This window comes from Collinsella sp. AM36-4AA, from assembly GCF_003467795.1.
Lineage (GTDB): Bacteria > Actinomycetota > Coriobacteriia > Coriobacteriales > Coriobacteriaceae > Collinsella.
The window spans coordinates 49,811-67,869 of the sequence record NZ_QSHS01000003.1 but is presented as its reverse complement, the minus strand read 5'-3'; the positions used below and the strand labels follow the sequence as shown (position 1 = coordinate 67,869).

General features: G+C 58.4%; 17 protein-coding genes and 4 tRNA genes. 2 read left to right on the top strand and 19 right to left on the bottom strand.

All coding sequences use genetic code 11. The features are described from left to right. Positions 1-68 precede the first annotated feature (68 nt). The 9 genes from DW850_RS02140 to DW850_RS02100 form a co-directional block, all read right to left on the bottom strand. Complete coding sequence (locus DW850_RS02140; protein WP_117786114.1) at positions 69-569, bottom strand: GNAT family N-acetyltransferase; 501 nt, start codon at positions 567-569, stop codon at positions 69-71. 39 nt (positions 570-608) lie between these two features. Next, positions 609-1,259, bottom strand: a complete 651-nt coding sequence (locus tag DW850_RS02135; RefSeq protein WP_022094060.1) for a tyrosine-protein phosphatase — start codon at positions 1,257-1,259, stop codon at positions 609-611. Between the two features lie 17 nt (positions 1,260-1,276). Further along, on the bottom strand, positions 1,277-2,014 hold the full coding sequence (locus DW850_RS02130; RefSeq protein ID WP_055309657.1) for a CpsD/CapB family tyrosine-protein kinase: 738 nt from the start codon (positions 2,012-2,014) through the stop codon (positions 1,277-1,279). Between the two features lie 2 nt (positions 2,015-2,016). Further along, positions 2,017-2,673, bottom strand: a complete 657-nt coding sequence (locus DW850_RS02125; protein ID WP_117786113.1) for a YveK family protein — start codon at positions 2,671-2,673, stop codon at positions 2,017-2,019. A gap of 195 nt (positions 2,674-2,868) precedes the next feature. After that, entirely contained in the window at positions 2,869-4,293 is a 1,425-nt protein-coding gene (locus DW850_RS02120; protein WP_117786112.1) for a cell wall metabolism sensor histidine kinase WalK, read from the bottom strand. A gap of 3 nt (positions 4,294-4,296) precedes the next feature. Next, positions 4,297-5,025, bottom strand: coding sequence for a response regulator transcription factor (locus DW850_RS02115; protein WP_117786111.1), 729 nt, complete (start codon positions 5,023-5,025; stop codon positions 4,297-4,299). A 64-nt stretch (positions 5,026-5,089) separates the two neighbouring features. After that, positions 5,090-5,965 (bottom strand): phosphate ABC transporter ATP-binding protein PstB, encoded by an 876-nt coding sequence (gene pstB, locus DW850_RS02110; RefSeq protein ID WP_199575481.1) that lies wholly within the window; start codon positions 5,963-5,965, stop codon positions 5,090-5,092. A gap of 103 nt (positions 5,966-6,068) precedes the next feature. Beyond that, on the bottom strand, positions 6,069-7,307 hold the full coding sequence (locus DW850_RS02105) for a sensor histidine kinase KdpD (RefSeq protein ID WP_117786110.1): 1,239 nt from the start codon (positions 7,305-7,307) through the stop codon (positions 6,069-6,071). Between the two features lie 25 nt (positions 7,308-7,332). Further along, complete coding sequence (locus tag DW850_RS02100; RefSeq protein WP_117786109.1) at positions 7,333-8,028, bottom strand: response regulator transcription factor; 696 nt, start codon at positions 8,026-8,028, stop codon at positions 7,333-7,335. 197 nt (positions 8,029-8,225) lie between these two features. Between DW850_RS02100 and DW850_RS02095 the strand changes: the two genes are divergently transcribed. Next, the gene (locus tag DW850_RS02095; protein WP_158565206.1) at positions 8,226-9,566 is read left to right on the top strand and encodes a D-alanyl-D-alanine carboxypeptidase family protein; all 1,341 of its coding nucleotides are present in this window, start codon (positions 8,226-8,228) and stop codon (positions 9,564-9,566) included. A gap of 132 nt (positions 9,567-9,698) precedes the next feature. Here the strand turns inward: DW850_RS02095 and DW850_RS02090 are convergent. The 7 genes from DW850_RS02090 to serS form a co-directional block, all read right to left on the bottom strand. Further along, positions 9,699-9,789: transfer RNA gene (locus tag DW850_RS02090), tRNA-Ser, on the bottom strand. A 92-nt stretch (positions 9,790-9,881) separates the two neighbouring features. Beyond that, positions 9,882-12,323 (bottom strand): lipopolysaccharide assembly protein LapB, encoded by a 2,442-nt coding sequence (locus DW850_RS02085; RefSeq protein ID WP_117786107.1) that lies wholly within the window; start codon positions 12,321-12,323, stop codon positions 9,882-9,884. 352 nt (positions 12,324-12,675) lie between these two features. Beyond that, a tRNA-Arg gene (locus DW850_RS02080) sits at positions 12,676-12,752 on the bottom strand. Positions 12,753-12,911: 159 nt separating this feature from the next. Continuing rightward, positions 12,912-12,988, bottom strand: a tRNA-Arg gene (locus tag DW850_RS02075). Positions 12,989-13,342: 354 nt separating this feature from the next. After that, positions 13,343-13,419: transfer RNA gene (locus DW850_RS02070), tRNA-Arg, on the bottom strand. 77 nt (positions 13,420-13,496) lie between these two features. Next, complete coding sequence (locus DW850_RS02065) at positions 13,497-13,874, bottom strand: hypothetical protein (protein ID WP_117583806.1); 378 nt, start codon at positions 13,872-13,874, stop codon at positions 13,497-13,499. A 171-nt stretch (positions 13,875-14,045) separates the two neighbouring features. After that, positions 14,046-15,329: a serine--tRNA ligase gene (gene serS, locus DW850_RS02060; protein ID WP_117637377.1), complete on the bottom strand. Its 1,284-nt coding sequence runs from the start codon at positions 15,327-15,329 to the stop codon at positions 14,046-14,048. A gap of 111 nt (positions 15,330-15,440) precedes the next feature. Between serS and DW850_RS10255 the strand changes: the two genes are divergently transcribed. Beyond that, complete coding sequence (locus tag DW850_RS10255; RefSeq protein ID WP_006235069.1) at positions 15,441-15,614, top strand: DUF6724 family protein; 174 nt, start codon at positions 15,441-15,443, stop codon at positions 15,612-15,614. A 157-nt stretch (positions 15,615-15,771) separates the two neighbouring features. Here DW850_RS10255 and proC read toward each other — a convergent pair whose 3' ends face one another. From proC to DW850_RS02045, 3 genes are all read right to left on the bottom strand, one after another. Continuing rightward, positions 15,772-16,542, bottom strand: coding sequence for a pyrroline-5-carboxylate reductase (proC, locus tag DW850_RS02055; protein WP_117583807.1), 771 nt, complete (start codon positions 16,540-16,542; stop codon positions 15,772-15,774). Positions 16,543-16,615: 73 nt separating this feature from the next. After that, positions 16,616-17,086, bottom strand: coding sequence for a 23S rRNA (pseudouridine(1915)-N(3))-methyltransferase RlmH (gene rlmH / locus DW850_RS02050; protein ID WP_117563694.1), 471 nt, complete (start codon positions 17,084-17,086; stop codon positions 16,616-16,618). A 6-nt stretch (positions 17,087-17,092) separates the two neighbouring features. After that, positions 17,093-18,031: an SPFH domain-containing protein gene (locus tag DW850_RS02045; RefSeq protein WP_055250521.1), complete on the bottom strand. Its 939-nt coding sequence runs from the start codon at positions 18,029-18,031 to the stop codon at positions 17,093-17,095. Positions 18,032-18,059: the final 28 nt, after the last annotated feature.

Sequence of the window (18,059 nt, the reverse complement as noted above, 5' to 3'; positions counted from 1 at the left end):
ATGTCCGAGCGCTCCAATGCGTCAATTGCCAAGGAGTGTCCCCAGCTGCCGGCAGAAAAGGAACGTCCCTATCTGCCATCTACGCGCTTGGCCATCCAGACATGGGGCTGGCCCTCGTCTTCGTAATCTACCGGGGCAATTTGCGTGTAGCCCGCCTTTACATAGAGCGGCAGCACGTATTCCTGCGCATGCAGCTTAATAAGCTTGGCGCCGGCATCGCGTGCACACGAAGCACTGGTCTCCACGATCGCACTCGCCAGTCCGCGACGACGCATAGCCGGCAGCACGGCGACGCGCCCCATAATGTAGGTCTCCCCCGCCGCAACGCCTTCGTCCATGTCGCATGCCGGCAACACCGGGGCCTCTGCGTCAGCCACGCGCTCAAGCTCTTCGGGAAACACGCGCGAGCAACCGGCAAGCTCGCCGTCTACATAGAGCGTCACATGAATGCAGTTTGGATCCTCGTCGATAGCGTCGAACTCATTCTCGTAGCCCTGCTCGTCCATAAAAACGACGCGGCGCACCAACGCCGCGTCATCAAAGCATCCCGTCTTAAGTTGGATATCCATGGCTGCCCTTTCATTCAATGCGAACGTTAGGGACAGATTTTAGCGAAAATGAGCTCCGCGTACGCTAAACTTCGCGCGAGCCTTCGCCAGGCAGTCGTAATGACCCACGTTATGGGCATCGCTCGCGATGAAGCTGTACAGGTTCTGATCGAACAGGCGCTGTGCCGGCTTTTTCTCGCGACCAAAGCGACCGCCGGCAATAAAGTCCGCCGAAGCCTGCAGCTTGCAGCCCATATCGACCAGACGCTCCGCCACGCTTACATCCTTTTGAACCGCACGATAGCGCTCAGGATGAGCGATGATCACCTGGTAGCCACGGCACTGCAAATCGTAAATCGTGTTCTCGTACTCTCTAAACGCATACGCATCGGCATGCGTCGAAAGTTCGAGCAGAAACTCGTTGGTCCCATCGAAATGCAAGTGCTCCGCGGCATCGATACCAAGCTCAACGAGCTTTCGATGGTTGACCTCGAAGCCCATCTGGAGCGGAAAACCGTCAGCGTTATCACGCAGCAGCTCAAAGGCATCCCACATCTTGTCGTAATCAAAATAGGGATCACGGCAGTGAGGAGTGCAAACGATTCTGGTTACACCGGCCCGCTTGGCAGCCTCGAGCATCGCCAAGCTCTCATCGAGATCGGCGGCGCCGTCGTCTACACCCGGCAAGATATGGCAATGAATGTCACGCATAGGTCAGCCTTAATCAACTAAACGTTTGCTCGGTTGGTGAAGATGCCCTTTTTGGAAGTCCCCTGATCGTCGGAGCCCTTCTTAACCTTCTTACCGTCCTTGGTGTAGTAGGAGTAGTAGTACTCGCTGGTCTCGGTCTCGCAGTAGTTCATAACGGTACCGATGAGCTTGACCTTCTCGGACTTCTTAAGCTGACCGATGGCGTTGAGCGCCTCCTCGCGCTTGGTGAAGTCCTCGCGCACCACGAACAGCGTGCCGTCGGTCAGGCTGGCAATCTCGGCAGCATCGATGAAGGTGCCGACCGGGGGAGCGTCGAAGATGACGTACTGGAACTTAGCAGACAGTGCCTTTACCAGCTTGGCAAAGCGGTGAGAGACGATGATGTCGGCAGGATTGGGAATATGCGGCTCGGCATCGAGGAAGTAGAAGTTCTTCTGACCCGTCTCGACAATTGCCTGGTCAATGGAGATCTGCTCGGAAAGAACCGCATAGAGTCCGCCGCGCGAACGAACGCCGAGCATATCGGAAAGGGACCTGCGGCGCATATCGGCCTCAACCAGGAGCACGGACTTGCCACTCGTGGCAATTGCCTGAGCAAGGTTAATGGAAACCGTAGACTTGCCCTCGTTGGGAATCGAGGAGGTAACGGTGATGGTGCGAATGGGGTCGTCCACGCTCGCAAAGCGGATGTTGGCCAGAAGGGTCTTGGCGGCATTCTGTACAACGAGCTTATCGGTGTTCTTTGCCTTAGCCATGCCTATTTACCACCTTTCATAGCCGGAATTCGGCCAACAACGGGAATGCCCAGGAGCTCTTCTGCCTCTTCGGCACCGCGGATGCGGGTGTTGAGCATGTCTGCCAAAACGACATAGGCAACTGCGATAAAGATGCCCGCGAGGAACGCGACAGCAACGTACAGCATACGCTTGGGGCCGCTGGGGGCTTCGGGGGTCTTAGCCTCGTCGATAACGTTGATGCTCTGGGCAGCGCCGACGTTCTGAGCGACCGTACTCACCGAGCTAGCTATGGCCTTTGCGACCTTAGCCGTCTCCTTGGCATCGGTGCCGGTAACCGAAAGCGTAATGACACGCGTGGTGGTCTCGGAGGAAACAGACACCTTGTAGTCATCCAGATCGGTGAGGCCCAGTTCATTGGCTGCGCCGCTCTTAACGCTATCGCTATCCAGCAGCGTGGCGATATCGTTGGAAAGCATCTGACTCGCCGAGAGATCGTTGTAGCTCATCTGACCGCTATCGTCGGTCTTGGCGAGAATGTACATGCTCGTCGTCGCGGTATAGGTGTTGTCCATCGCAACGAAGGACACGATGCCCATGGCGATCGCGCAGACCACCGGAAGGGTGATGACCAGCTGAAGGTGCTTCTTCAGCAGCTGGAACAGTTCGAGAAGGGTCATGCAGCTTGCCTTTCATTTCCCCAGTTCGGATTGACAAAACTGTCCGTATGTTATCGCATCTTTTTACCGAGACCAAACTCTATACATAAGAAACAGGCTCTCCTGTAAAAATGTCGGAAGCAATCGTAAAATTGCACAACAACGCCGCACCCGAAAGTCAAATGCGGCGTCTACATCAATATCTATGTTGTATCGCTATGCGAATGGCTCGTCCTGCTGTATGGGAAACGTCACCGTAATGGTGGTTCCCACGCCCAACTCGCTCGACAGATCGAGCGTGGCGTGATGATACAGGGCCGCATGCTTGACAATGGCAAGCCCCAGACCGGTTCCGCCGCGTGCCTTGGACCTACTCTTGTCCACGCGATAGAACCGCTCAAATACCTTGCCCTGTTCTTCAGGCGCGATACCGATTCCCGTGTCGGCGACCGCAAGGAACGGATGGCCTTCGTCGTTGGTGCCGCACTGCAGCGTAACCGTACCGCCGGGTCGATTGTAGCGGATGGCGTTGCTTGCCAGATTATAGATGAGCTCGTCAATCAAGCGCGACACGCCCTCGATGACCACAGGCTTGGTCTCATGACTTATCGTCACATTCGCCTGACGGGCGACCTGTTCAAGACGCTGCTCGACCGCGTAGATGGCACGCGAGAGCTCAATAGGCTCCGTGGACCCAATGGGCACCGCCTCGCCCTCAGCTGCACGCTCGGCCTCGTCCAAGTTAGACAGCGTAAGGATATCGTTGACAAGCGCTGCCAAGCGGCCCGCCTCACGATAGATGCGACCGCCAAAGTTGCGCAGGTCGCCCTCGCCCTCGACCATGCCGTTTGCGATGAGCTCGGCATAGCCCGAAATCGCCGTAAGCGGCGTCTTGAGCTCATGGGTGATATTCGCCGTGAACTCGCGGCGCATACGGTCGTTGTCCGCTAGCACCGCCATTTGGCGCTTGAGTTCCTGGCGCTGCGACTCGATACGCTCAAGCATGGGGACCATCTCGGCATAGGCGTGCTCATAGCTACGGCGTGGGTGGTCCAAATCCACCTCTTGCAACGGCGCGATGATGGCACGGGACTCGCGGCGCGCCATAAAAAACGAGAGTACCGCACCCGCTGCTGCGATAAGCAGCATCGGCGCCACCATCGACAGCAAAATCGCCGCAACGCCAGGCTGGGCCTGCGCCAAGCGGACAACCTGGCCGTTATCAAGGGCGACGGCGCGATACAGCATAATCTCGTCGAGCGTAGAGCTTGCGCGCTCCGCGGAACCCAAACCACTCTCAAAGGCCTCGATGACCTCGGGGCGATCGCCATGGTTGGGCAGTGTGGAAGGCGACGCCTCGTTGTCGTAGGCAACCGATCCATCCTTGTTAATCAGCGTGATGCGCAAGTCCTCGCGATCGAGACTACGCAAGAACGGGATGGGCTCCTGCTGTTCGTCGAGAGCGGCAGCAATGAGCTCGGTTTCCTGCGCCAGATTGGCACTCGTGGCATCCGCCAAGGTGTTTTGCACAAAGAACGCACCCAGCACCGTAAACGCCACGATAACCGCCATGGCGCAGACAAAGATCGTCACAAAAACGCGGTGCGACAGCGTATGTTTTCCCTGGGGGGCGAAGACCACGGGTTACTCCTCCGATGCGGTGGCCGCGGTGTCGTCGCCTTTGGCACCATCGCCGGCAGAAGGCTCGGCCAAGCGGTAGCCCACGCCGCGCACGGTCTCGATGGCGCTGGCATGCTCGCCCAGTTTTTGGCGAAGCGTCTGCACGTGCACGTCAACGGTGCGCGAACCGCCGTCGAAGTCCCAGCCCCACACGCTCTGCAGCAACGACTCGCGGGTAAAAACCACGCCGGGCTTGCGCATGAGGTACTCGAGCAGGTCGAACTCGCGCAGGGTGAGCTTAAGCGGCTCGCCGGCAACGGTCACCTCGCGATGGCTGGGCGAGAGCACGATGTCGCCCACGCTGAGCACATCGCTCGCCTGCTTGACCATGCCGCCGCGACGCAGCAGTGCGCGGCAGCGGCTCGCAAGCTCCATGAGCGAAAACGGCTTAGTCAGGTAATCGTCGGCACCGCCATCGAGCGCCATCACCTTGTCGAGCTCGGTATCCTTGGCGGTAAGCATCATGATGGGCACCGTCGCCGTCAGGCGATCGGCACGCAGTCGACGCATAATCGCCAAGCCATCGGTATCGGGCAGCATGATGTCGAGCAGGACGGCATCGGGTACCCGTCGCGCCACGGCAGCCTTAAACTCACCGTCGCACGAAAAGCCTTCGGCCTCAATCCCCTGCTTGCGCAGCGCATAGACCGTCAAATCCCTGATGTTGTCATCGTCCTCGACGTAATAGATCATGTTGAACCCCTTTGCGGCCGGCATGACCGCATCTTAACCCTAAAGGTACCTTTACTAGATGGTATCAGCCAAAACGCCCCGTCAAATAATCCGCCGTGCGCGGATCGGTCGGATTCTTGAAGAGTTGCGCGGTGGGCGCGTGCTCCACCAGCTCACCCAGCAAAAAGAATGCGACCGAATCGGAGATACGCGCCGCCTGCTGCATATTGTGCGTAACGACCACGAGCGTGCAGGTCTCTTTGAGCTCACAGGCCAGCTGCTCCACCACCAGCGTCGACACAGGGTCGAGTGCCGAGGTCGGCTCGTCCATCAGCAGAATGTCGGGCTGCACGGCCAGCGCGCGGGCGATGCACAGACGCTGCTGCTGGCCGCCCGAAAGACCCAGACCCGACTCTTTGAGCTTGTCCTTGGCCTCGTCCCACAGGGCGGCGCGTCGCAGGGAGTCTTCGACCAGCTCGTCGAGCACGACGCGATCGCGCACTCCCATTCCGCGAGGACCGTAGGCGACGTTGTCGTAGATGCTCATGGGAAACGGGTTGGGGCGCTGGAACACCATGCCCACGCGCTGGCGCAAACGGCAGATGTCGTAATCGCCCAGGATATCTTGACCATCGAGCGCAATCTTGCCCTCGATACGGCAATCCTTGATGCCGTCGTTCATGCGGTTAAAGCAGCGCAGCAACGTGGACTTTCCGCAGCCCGAAGGCCCGATAAATGAGGTGATCTGCTTGTCGCGGATCTTGATATTCACGTCCTTGAGCGCATGATGGTCGCCATAGAACAGGTCGAGGCCCTCGACGTCGATGCGCGTCGGCGAGGCGGCAAGATCCTCTGCCGTGGGGCGAGTCGCATCCCCAACCTCGCGCTCGTGCGCGGCCTCGGCCTGCGCTTCCATGAGTTCTTCAAGCTCCGTGGGCTCCACAGCCGCAGCAGCCGTCATACCGCATACCTCCACATCGATATCAATTCAGCAGTATCGATAGTAGAAATCGCGGCTCATATGCACGTGAGCGCATTGTCAAGTGTTTGTAAGGGCACGCTGGCTATGCGGCGGGCAGCTCGATGGTGAATATCGTGTGTTCGGGCGTCGATTCACATGCAACGGTACCGCCGTGTGCCGCGATGATCTCCTTGGCAATAGCAAGGCCCAGACCGGCACCACCGCGATTGGTCGCACGCGCCGCATCCAGGCGATAGAACTTCTCAAAGATCACCTTGAGCTTAGCCGCAGGGATAGGATCGCCCTGATTGATAAAGCGAACGCGCACGCCGCCATCGTCTTGGCGCCCGGCCTCAATCGTGATAGTCGAGCCCTCATAGCTATAGGCGACGGCGTTTTTCATGATGTTGTTGAACACGCGAGCCATCTTGTCGCCATCCACGAGCACCGTCAGGTCCTCGTGGATATCAACTTGGGCTTCCTTATGCTGCTCGTTGAGGATGGGATAGAACTCGTCAGCCACCTGAGCCAGCAGCAACCCAAGATCACCATAGCCGCGCGTGAGCACGATATCGTGGAAGTCAAAGCGTGTGATATCGAAGAACTCTTCGATGAGTGCATCGAGCCGGTGCGCCTTGTCGAGAGCCACGCCCGTAAAGTGCGCACGTTGCTCAACCGGCAGCTCAGGAGCCTCTTGCAGCAGCGAAAGATAGCCCACCACACTGGCAAGCGGGGTGCGTAGGTCATGTGCCAAGTACGTGACCAGATCGTCCTTGCGATGCGACTCGTCACGCAAGGCCTGTTGCACCTTGCGCTCACGGTCACGCACGCGGTTAAGGGCGCCCTCGACCTCCAAGAAGTCGCCGTCGATGTTGTCCCAGGTGTCGGGGTGATCGATCAGGCGATCTTGAATACGAGCGGCCAGCACACAATCGGCATGCTGCTCGCCCTGTTCGTAGCCCTGGTAGTACAGGGCGCGGCCACACAAGAACAGCACGCACGCGGCAAGCGCCAGCACAAAGCCAAGCATGTTGAATACAAAGCCGGCATCGAACAGCACCGGCCCTTCGATGCCGCCGAGCGCCATGGCGCCAATCGCCAACGTCATGGCCCACGCGGCGCCGCCAATCACCATGCAGCGGCGCACGATCTCAAATCGATCGATCAGCAAAAAGCCGGCAAGCAGCACCGTCAAGATTCCGGCGATGTTGTCGATGCCAATCAGCAGCAGGCTCAGCAAAAAGAGCAGCACCGTTGCAAGCGCGCGGTTGTCGACGACCGACCTCACGTATTCAAAGAGCCGATCGAGTACCTCGAATGCCTGCCTATCGTCTTTTGTCATATCCACTTCCCCACCATCAAAGGCGCTATTCGATGATGTAGCCGACGCCCCAGACGTTTTTGATAAAGCGTGGCTTTTGTGCGTCGTCGCCGATTTTTTCGCGCAAGTGGCGAATGTGCACCATCACCGTATTGTTGGAGCCGGGCATAAAATCCTCGCTCCACACCGCGCGGAACAGGTCCTCCACGGCCACCACGCTGCCGCGATGCTCGACCAGATACAGCAAGATTGAATACTCGGTGGGTGTGAGGCGTACCGGTGCACCGTCCACCGTCACGGAACGAGCGTCGCGGTTGATCTCCAAGCCGTCGAGCTGAATGGTCGGCGACTCGGCCGCCTGTGCACGGCTACCGTAGCTGGTGTAGCGGCGAAGCTGAGCGTGCACGCGCGCGATGAGCTCCAGCGGACGGAACGGCTTAACCACGTAATCGTCCGCGCCAAGCGAAAGGCCCCCGATCTTGTCTTGCTGGGCATCGCGCGCCGTCAGCATGATCACGGGATAGGTATGGCTGGAACGGATCGTACGCAGCAGCTCAAACCCATCGATATCGGGCAGCATGACATCTAGCAGCGCCAAATCGAACTCCTGCTCCAAAATCGCCTTGGCAGCATCGGCCCCGCTATAGGCAATCTGGACATCAAAGCCCTCTTTTGTAAGGTAGATGCCAACCAAGTCGGCGATGGCCTTTTCGTCATCAACTACCAGTATGCGCTCGTTCATGCGTGCTCCTCTCGCGCTCCATTATGCCTGAGGCGACGCACGCCACACACAACAAGCGTGGGTGATTAAGTCGGTCTTAAGCACCCTTGTGCCCGTTCGAACGCGGATGTGGGCCACGCACGCACGCGATGATCGCCGACGCCGGCAAACGATATACTCTAGTTTCAGAAGAGACCATCCCGTCGAAAGCGAAATCTGTGAAGTCCCTCACCTCTTTTGCAAAGCGCTCAGCCCAGCTTGCCGCCGGCTTTGTCTGCGCTATCGCCCTTGCCGCTGGCGCGCCCACCGTCGCCGGCGCCCAAGTGCTCACGACCGACAATGTTTGCGGCAAAACCGCCGATGCGCGCGGCATCACGGCCGAAAACCTGCCCGATATCGATGCGACCAATGCCCTCGTCATGGGCAAAGACGGTACCGTCTACTATGGGCGCGGCGCCGATGAGCAGGTCAAAATCGCCTCGATCACCAAGGTCATGACCGCAATCCTAACCGTCGAGAATTGCAAGATGGACGAGAAGGTCACGGTGAGCAACGCCGCAGCCACCGTGGGTAATTCGACCGCCGGCTTGCTCGAAGGCGACGAGCTTACCGTGGAGCAGGCACTACGCGGTCTGATGATTCCCTCGGGCAACGACGCCGCCATCGTGCTCGCCGAATATGTGGGCAAGAAGATCGACCCCAAGACCAAAGACGCCGAGGCCACATTTGTGAAGGCCATGAACGAGCGCGCTAAGAAGCTCGGCTGTACCGGTACGCTTTTTGAAAACCCGCATGGTCTGGACTTTGATGAGTGGGCTGGCAATATGCACTCAACCGCACACGACGTAGCGCTGATGATGCAGGAGGCCATGAAAAACGACACGATCCGCGAGGTCGTAGCGAGCGAGGATTCCTGGATCGAGGTCACGGGCGCCGACGGCACCGACCATTCGCATTCCATGGACACGCATAACTATTTGCTGGGCCAAGATGGCAACATCGGCGGCAAGACCGGCACCACCGACGACGCGGGCTATTGCTTTACGAGCGCCTACAACCGCGACGGCGACGAGATCTACACCGTTATTTTGAACTCCACCACCACCGATCAGCGCTTTACCGATACCGCCACCCTTGCCAACTGGTACTACGGTCACAAGGTGACGGTCGCAATCGCCAACACGCAAGAAAAGACCGCCAACGGCAACCCGCTTATGGCGCGCATTAGTCAAACCGACTGGACGGATAAGACAATCGACGCCACGCTCGCCGATCCCACGGCGCAAGCGACCGTGTTTTCTCTTGCCGGCGAGGTGACCGAAAAGGTTAGCTACGACGATCTTTCGGGCACGGTGCATGTGGGCGACAAGGTGGGCAGCGTTACACTCAAGCAGGACGGCACCAAAATCGCCGTTATGGACCTGGTTGCCGACGAGGAAGGCGCAGGGCCGAATCCCATTGAGTGGCTCCTTGTGAAGCTCGACCGCCTGGGCCGCCGCATCGACAACCGCCCGCTCACAGCCGAGAGCGAGACCGTAGCCAAGGCGCCCGAGATGTAAGATCGAAGAACAATACACTCGCTGAAAGGAGGTGTCCGAAAGGATGCCTCCTTTTTTTGAGGGTTCGAATCCCCAGCCGCCATTCTTGATAATAAAAAGGGCCCCAAATGGGACCCTTCTTCAAATTCGTACTGGCGGAGAGCTGGGGATTCGAACCCCAGATGCCCTTTTGGGGCATACTCGCTTAGCAGGCGAGCACCTTCGGCCTCTCGGTCAGCTCTCCGTAACAGCCGTTCTATAGTAACCAAACAGCCAAGGATGAGCAAGAGGAAATTTTCTAATTGCCTAGCAGCCTTTCCTTCTTGAAAGCTTCGCCTACCCCAGCGAGCGGTTGAGGGAGCCGAGCTCGTCGTTGCCCATGGTGCGCCACATTTGGAAGATACAACCGCGCGCCAGGAAAAAGAAACCGTTGTCGACCAGTTGCACAGCGGCATCTGCCAGCTGATTCGTCACGGCGGACACTGGCGGCAGCTCTAGTCCAGCCTTATGGATGGTCTCGACCGCTTCCTCGAACGTCGGAGGCTCGCTGACGCCCATCTCGTTCATAAGGCCCTGCATTTCTTCCAGCGCGCTGCTGCCCGACTCCTCGCCGCGCGGCACCAGACGGTAACAAGCCAGCGCCAGGTCGAGCTGATCGCAATTCCAATAGGCAAACGCCAAGCGATAGAACAGGTAGCCGATTGCAGAACGATCGCTGGCAATACGTAGGCCGTGGCGCGCCACCTCGATAATCTCGTCAAAGCGCTCCAGACGCGCAAGCACGTTGATGAGCGCAAAGTGCGACTGCATGGACGAGCGTGCCAGATCGTAAAGATGGCGCACCTCGGGCAGTGCTCGTTCAAAGTCCTCTTGCTCGGCGTAAAAGCTGCAGATCTCGTGCTGGGCAAAGTACAGCGCATCGGGCGCACGAAGGATTCGCACAGGGCGGTCTTCTTCCAACACCGGTAGCACCATGCGCACCAGCTGGTTATCGCAAAACTGCGTTTGAACCGGACCTGTCGCCAAAAGCTCGGCGACGGCGCACTTAGCCTCCAACTCCTCAACAAGACGGGAAAAGCCTTCAAAAGCACCTGTACGGTCGACTTTTGCCTGCTCGCGCAATTCAACAACACGGGCCACGTATGGGTCGTCGTCCTCTTCCATGACCTCCAGCTCGTCAGCCGTATCGGCAAGCAGCAGATCGCGCAGCGCCGGCGGCAGCATGCGATGGTCATCACGCGGACGAGCATGAACCTCCGCAGGTTCAATCGTCTCCGGAGCGGTTGACTCATATGCCTCAAGCACACGCTTGCACGGCATATCGTCCATGTCCATGCTCTCAAGATCCTTGGCGACAGGCACGCAATCGGCCAGATAGGCCGCGCGCCCAAAGAAATACGTTGCGACAACGCACTCGCCCTGCTCACTGTCGGGAGCAGCAATCTGCACATAGCAGCGCGTGATGCAGGTGCCCGCGGCAAAACACGCTGCCGCAAGCGTGAGCGCCACGCGCGCATCGTGCTCCGCGGCCCAGATCGCGCGCGTGTCCTCGTCCAGCTCGCGCCAGGCGTCATCTTGAGCGTCGTATTCACGTTGTGGCATAGCATCAACGACAGACTGCCCAAACCGAACGAGCATGATCCCCTCGGCAACGTTTGCCCGATAGGTATAGTCGAGCCGCGTGACCACGTTAAGCGCCTCGACAATACGCGCGAAGCGGGTACGCACATCCCACTCACCGCCCGGTTGGCAAGCCACCGTACCCGGTTCGCCCCACGGGTTATCGCTCGAGGCCGTATCGAGCAGTCGGGGAACATCGTTGGTCGTCTTAGCGATATGCCACGCATCAAAGAGCGCGCAGCCCTCAAGGCTCGGCGACGAGGCCGCGGGGACCAATCCAGCCCCGATGCGCTCAAGGATGCCGGAGAGGCGGTTGAGACGGCACTCGATGGCGAGCAGCGTGTCAATCTCGTCCTGCTCCAGCAGACTACGATCAAAATTGAGATAGAAAAGCTTTGAGCGATCGATGCGAGCCAGGCTCATCTCGGACTTAGCGGCGATGGTGCGCAAGCGGGGCAAGTCAATTTCACTCATAAGGGCGGCGGCATAGCGCTCGATACCGCTCGGATTCTCGGCATGGTCAACGCGGTAAAGCAGCGTCTCGATAGCATCAGGGAGCGGTGCCGTGTTAAAGCCCAAAAACACCTCGACCGGCTCGGGCAACTTTACGAGCTTGATCTTGTCGATAACATTTTGCATACCCTCGTCGAGTCCGCCGGCGTCCGCCGTGCTCGCAATGGCATTTTCGGAGTCAGCGAATATCACGTAGCGCAGGAACATCGATGCCATGAACTCGCCGTAAGGAAGGGAGCGGGTCGAATTCCATGTCTCGTGGTCGGACTGCTCGCGCATGGGGCCTTCGGGAGAGCCGACGGTTCGCGCGCACGCGCGCATCGTGCCGTTTGCTCCCCTCACCATAATCTCACCAATACCGGAGTCCGACTCGTCAAGGACCAGTTCCATGTCGGGATCGTTGGGCAGCGGAGCCTCGCTAACGGGGCGGTCCACCTTGTACACCTCACCCGAAACGCTTACGTAGCCCAAAAGCGACACATGGCTTTTGCCAACGAATTCGACGACATAACAAGATTCATGCTGATCCTCGCCAAAGAGTTTCCAGACCACGCCATACGAGCGTCCCGCTGGCTGCTCGGGCATCGCCGGAAAGCGCTTCTTGGGATCGAGAAACCTGAGCTTGTATGTCGGACGCTCTGCCACGAAATATCACCCTGATCGGTCGCTTGAGAAGGAGTGGTCGCGAATAAGTCGCGACATCTACTCGGAATCTTACACGAGTCGACAGGAAATCGTCCCTTTGGACGAAAGCACTCAAGCTGGCGTAAAAGAAAAGCCCCCGTTGCCGGGAGCTTTAATCTCAAATGGTGCGGCGTATAGGATTCCGCGCATCCGCTGCGCGGATCCGCACCGGCTTCGCCCGCCTGCCGGCGTGCTCGCCCGCGGGCTAAAAACGCTCCGCGTTTTCTTTACGCCCGCGCCTCGACCGAGGTTCGAATCAATGCGGTGTTTACGTAAAAGAAAAGCCCCCGTTGCCGGGAGCTTTAATCTCAAATGGTGCGGCGTATAGGATTCGAACCTATGACGTTCTGATTCGTAGTCAGACCCTCTATCCAGCTGAGGTAACGCCGCGACTTGTTGATTATTATGCACAGAGACTGAATAATGGTCAAGCATTTTTTCAAAAAAAGTTATCGAATTTGATTTTTAATCATTTGGAGGGCTTGGCGCGATCTTCGACGCATCGCGATATAAGAAAAGCCCCCGTCGCCGGGAGCTTTAAAGTTCAGTTGGTGCGGCGTATAGGATTCGAACCTATGACGTTCTGATTCGTAGTCAGACCCTCTATCCAGCTGAGGTAACGCCGCAACGCACGGATTATTATGCACGTGACCCCTCGATGGGTCAAGCGACAATTTGGAAAAATTTTACGAAGTGATGATTAAGACGCTCGCGCCTCGACCGAGGTTCGAATCCATGCGGTGTTGCCATAAAAGAAAAGCCCCCGTTGCCGGAGGCTTTGAATTTCAATTGGTGCGGCGTATAGGATTCCGCGCATCCGTTCCGCGGATCCGCGCCGGCTTCGCCCGCCTGCCGGCGTGCTCGCCCGCTCGCTACGGACGCTCCGCGTCCGCTTCACGCTCGCGCCTCGACCGAGGTTCGAATCCCTGTCTGGTCTCCAAAAAAGAAAAGCCCCCGTTGCCGGAGGCTTCAAGTTCAATTGGTGCGGCGTATAGGATTCGAACCTATGACGTTCTGATTCGTAGTCAGACCCTCTATCCAGCTGAGGTAACGCCGCAGCGCAAGATATATAAAACCACTTTAGCTTATTGGAGTCAAGCACAATCTCAAACTTTTTTGTGAAACGCAGTTTTGTCATGCTGCTCCGCATATACCGTCGTTCCCCGTACGATCGATTGGCTTTTCGATCACGTCAAACTTAGCATCAAGTTCCCTCAGGAGCGATCTCACCCGCTGGGCACAATCATAATCGGCAAACGAGATACTCAACATGCGAGCAACCTGGTTAGATGTCCGGACCCCATAGAAATGCTCCAGGGCCACAAGCCCCTCGTGCGCCACAAACGTCTCAACCACATGCGGCGACTCCTCGTAGCACCATTGGGTCAACGGACCCTCGCTCGTCTGTCGAACCACCAGGCCACCCATGCCAGACGGCTCACACGTCACAAGCAGGTACTCCCCGCCCTCGTCGCTCTCAAACAAAACCACCCGATCATCAAACAGCTCCATCGCGTCCCCTTTCTCTCGCTCTTATTTAGCAAAAGCATAGCAGGTAGATGGCTGTATACAGAACAGTTGTTCGTGTGTTTTCTATTGAGCTGTCCGCACAGCATGGTATGGCCGCACACAAAAAGGGCACCCCAAAAAGGAGTGCCCTAGCAAATCGCTTATGCAGCCAATCTACGCGACCGGCTCGATCTTCTCGAGGCCGCCCATGTAGGGACGCAGAACCTCGGGGATCGTGATGGTGCCGTCAGCGTTCTGGTAGTTCTCCAGAATGGCTGCCATGGTACGGCCAGCCGGCAGACCGGAACCGTTGAGGGTGTGCAGATAGCGCGAACCCTTGAAGTTCTCGGGGTCGCGATACTTGATGTTGGCGCGACGGGCCTGGAAGTCACCGCAGTTGGAGCAGGAGCTGATCTCCTTGTAGGCGTTGTAGCTCGGCAGCCAGACCTCGACGTCGTAGGTCTGACGGGCAGAGAAGCCCAGGTCGCCGGTGCACAGGCTAATCACGCGATACGGAAGACCCAGCTGCTGCAGCAGGAACTCGGCCTCGGCGGTCATGCTCTCGAGCTCTTCGTCGGACTCCTCCGGCTTGGCAAACTTTACCATCTCGACCTTGTCGAACTCGTGCTGGCGAATGATGCCGCGGGTATCGCGACCAGCGGAGCCGGCCTCCTCGCGGAAGCAGGGGGTGAAGGCGGTGTAGCGGCGCGGCAGGGTATCGGCGTCGAGGACCTCACCGGCGTGCAGGTTGGTGAGCACGACCTCGGCGGTGGGGATCAGGAAGTTGTCGCCCGAGACGTGATAGGCGTCGTCCTCGAACTTGGGCAGCTGGCCCGTGCCGAACATGGTCTGACGCTTGACGACGATGGGCGGCCACCACTCCTTAAAACCACGGCTGGTGTGCGTATCGAGGAAGAAGTTGATGAGGGCGCGCTCAAGACGGGCGCCGGCGCCACCGAGAACGGTGAAGCGGCTGCCGGAGAGCTTGTTGCCGCGCTCGAAGTCAAGGATGTCGAGGTCGGTGCCCAGATCCCAGTGCGGCTTAAAGTCGAAGTCGAACTCGCGCGGGGTGCCCCAACGACGGCGCTCGATGTTCTCGTCCTCGTCCTTGCCGTACGGCGTGGCCTCGCAAGGAATGTTGGGCAGGTGAGCCATGAAGTCGTACTGCTCCTGCTCGAGGGCGGTGCGGCGCTCGGCCAGACCGTCAATCTTCTCGTTGACGGCGCGCACGGCCTCCTTGGCGGCCTCGGCCTCGTCCTTCTTGCCCTCCTTCATCAGGGCGCCGATCTTCTTGGACTCGGCATTGCGCGTGGCTTGAAGTTCCTCAACCTCGGTGATGACGGCACGACGCTCGTCGTCGAGCTCAAAGAACTTCTCGCGATCCCAAGACGTCTGGCGGTTAGCCATGGCGACATCGATGGCATCAGGGTTCTCGCGAACAAACTTGATATCAAGCATTAGATCCTCCGGCGATATACATTCCATTTAGGTTGCAACCTTGTACATGTATGGGCAAGTATATACTTATGAACGTTTACGACCCAACTCAACTACGCAAGAAGGCACCCAATGGACGCAGTTTTTTCCTTTTTGTTTGGCACCCGCACCGGTTTTGCCATCCTTTTCGCCGGCGGCATCCTGCTGTTTGCGATTCTTGCCTTTGTAATGGAGAAGCGCACCCATAAGATGTATGTCGACCGCGGCCCCAAATCCGAGGACGAAGAAGACAGCTTCTGGGACTAACCCGCCAAAAAGGGACAGGTTTATTTTGGTCGGTTTTATCCGGGCGAACGCAAGCGCCCCGCAACTGGAATTGAGCCAGTTGCGGGGCGCTTTTCGCTAAAAGGACAAAACCGCAGGAAAAACCTGCCAAAATAAACTGTCCCTTTTTTGGTCGGTTTTACTGGAGGGTTGCGTCGATTGCCTTGACCAGGGCGCTGCGCATGCCGGCGTCCTCGAGCGCAACGACGCCCTTGATGGTGGCACCACCGGGCGAGCATACGGCATCCTTCATCGCCGCAGGATGCTGGCCAGTTGCAAGCTGCAGCTTTGCCGTACCCAGCACCATCTGGCTCACAATGCGATAAGCATCCGCACGCGGGATACCGTGCTTGACCGCCGCATCGCCCAGGGCCTCGATTGCCATAGCGACAAATGCCGGAGCGCAACCACCCACCGTGCCGCCCACGAACAGCAGGCTCGTGTCGAGCTCAACCACCGTGCCAAGCTTGCCAAGTAGATCGAGCACCACAGCGCGCCGCTCGTCATTGAGCGTCGAAGCCTTCTCGCAGGCGATGACGCCCTCACCCACTGAAACCGGCGTGTTGGGCACCGTCGAGATATGCGCGACGTCCGGCAGGACCTGCTCCCACTTGGCACTGTCCCAGGTCCAGGCAACCGACAGAACGACCTTTTTGGCAAGAGCATCCTTGAGCGGGGCGAATACCTTCTCGATCATGTACGGCTTGACCGCAGCGACCACGATATCGGATGCGGCGACAACCTCGGCGGCATCGTGGCAAGCGGCCATCCCGCGCGCCTCACAGCGCTCAACCAGTGCGTCGTAGCGACCCGCGCAGGCGCACATGTCGCTCGCAGCTACACCGGCAGCGATCCAGCCATCGGCCATAGCGCTCGCCATATTGCCAAAACCGACAAATCCAATCTTCATATCGCATAGTCCTTTCAGACACATTCCTCAAAACGAAAGGTATTGTCCCACGCCATTGTTTCGTATTGCCGACCTATTTGTGATACGGCTCGCCACGACTGATCTTGCAGGCACGGTAAATCTGCTCCAGCAGCACCACACGCGCCAGGTTATGCGGCAAGGTAATGCGTCCAAAGCTGAGCATCTCGTCGGCTCGTGCGCGCACGTCATCGCTCACGCCGTCCGAACCGCCGATTACAAAGGCAATGTCGCTGCTGCCTCGCAGCATAAGATCGTCGAGCCTCGCCGAAAACTCCTCGCTCGAGCGCTCCTTGCCCTCGATAGCCAGCAGGATCACATGCGCTCGAGATGGCAAGGCGGCAAGAATCGCCGCCCCCTCCTTGTCGCGCGCGGCATCCACGCCGCCCGCCTTAGCCGGGTCGATATCGGCCACCTCGCGGATATCCACCTTGGCATAGGCACCTAGGCGCTTGGTGTACTCAGCGCACGCGTCCTTCCAAAAGCGCTCCTTGAGCTTACCGACGCAAACGACGGTGTATTTCACGCGCGTCTACTCCTTCGAATCGTTTTGAACTTTGCCGGCGGCCAGCATCTGCTCGAACATCGAAGCCGACTGCGAAAAGTCGCTCGGCAGCACGACCGTCGAGGTTTTACCCGTGCGAGCGAACTCCGTCATCATCTCGGACCACTGCGTAAACATGAACAGTTGGTTGGCCTCGTCATTGCCGACACCCGTCTCCTGGATGATCTCGAGCGAATCTTTGATACCCAGCGCGATGGCCTTGCGCTGGTTGGCGATGCCCTCGCCCGCCTTTTCCATAGCCTCGGCCTCGGCGGTCGCCTCGGTGACGCGCTTGATGCGGTCGGCCTCGGCGAGCTCCTGCGCGGCAGCGCGCTTGCGCTGGGCAGCGTTGATGTCGTTCATGGAGTTCTCAACCTCGGTCGGCAGTGCGATTTTGGTGATGAGCGTCGACACGAGGGTGAAGCCGTAGGCGGCCATCTGCTCGGAAACGGTAGCGTTGACATCCTTGGCGATGTCATCCTTCTTGGCAAAGACCTCATCGAGTGTGTAGACGGGGATGGAGGAGCGCAGGGCGTCGGTGATGAAGTCGCGCATCTGGTCGACGGGCTCCTGCAGCATATAGTAGCTCTTGTAGATGCCCGAATCTGCCGGGCCGGCGCCCATGTCATAGCTCACGTGGTACTGAGCGGAGACCTCAAGGCCAATGGTCACGTTGTCCTGGGTCTTAACGTCGATGCCAAAACCATTTTTCATGGTGCGCAGACTCACCGTGGCGGCCTTGCGGTCAATCACGGGCACCTTCACGTGGAAGCCCGCGTTGACGATACGATTGAACTTACCCAAGCGCTCGATGATCACAGCGTGCTGCTGCTCAACGACGTAGCAGGCGTTGGGGAGCAGCAACAACAGGATGATGATGGGAATCAAAAGGCTGGTAAGGGCGGCGATGATACCGGAAAATAGCATGGTCTCTCCTCTGATAGGCACACGTTGG

Coding starts and splice junctions, on each gene's coding strand:
- DW850_RS02065 (WP_117583806.1), bottom strand. CDS start 13,874: ATGGAGCTGTTTGATGATCGGGTGGTTTTGTTTGAGAGCGACGAGGGC.
- DW850_RS02140 (WP_117786114.1), bottom strand. CDS start 569: ATGGATATCCAACTTAAGACGGGATGCTTTGATGACGCGGCGTTGGTG.
- DW850_RS02100 (WP_117786109.1), bottom strand. CDS start 8,028: ATGAACGAGCGCATACTGGTAGTTGATGACGAAAAGGCCATCGCCGAC.
- proC (WP_117583807.1), bottom strand. CDS start 16,542: ATGAAGATTGGATTTGTCGGTTTTGGCAATATGGCGAGCGCTATGGCC.
- DW850_RS02045 (WP_055250521.1), bottom strand. CDS start 18,031: ATGCTATTTTCCGGTATCATCGCCGCCCTTACCAGCCTTTTGATTCCC.
- DW850_RS02125 (WP_117786113.1), bottom strand. CDS start 2,673: ATGACCCTTCTCGAACTGTTCCAGCTGCTGAAGAAGCACCTTCAGCTG.
- pstB (WP_199575481.1), bottom strand. CDS start 5,965: ATGACGGCTGCTGCGGCTGTGGAGCCCACGGAGCTTGAAGAACTCATG.
- DW850_RS02115 (WP_117786111.1), bottom strand. CDS start 5,025: ATGATCTATTACGTCGAGGACGATGACAACATCAGGGATTTGACGGTC.
- DW850_RS02135 (WP_022094060.1), bottom strand. CDS start 1,259: ATGCGTGACATTCATTGCCATATCTTGCCGGGTGTAGACGACGGCGCC.
- DW850_RS02105 (WP_117786110.1), bottom strand. CDS start 7,307: ATGACAAAAGACGATAGGCAGGCATTCGAGGTACTCGATCGGCTCTTT.
- DW850_RS10255 (WP_006235069.1), top strand. CDS start 15,441: ATGGACGCAGTTTTTTCCTTTTTGTTTGGCACCCGCACCGGTTTTGCC.
- serS (WP_117637377.1), bottom strand. CDS start 15,329: ATGCTTGATATCAAGTTTGTTCGCGAGAACCCTGATGCCATCGATGTC.
- DW850_RS02130 (WP_055309657.1), bottom strand. CDS start 2,014: ATGGCTAAGGCAAAGAACACCGATAAGCTCGTTGTACAGAATGCCGCC.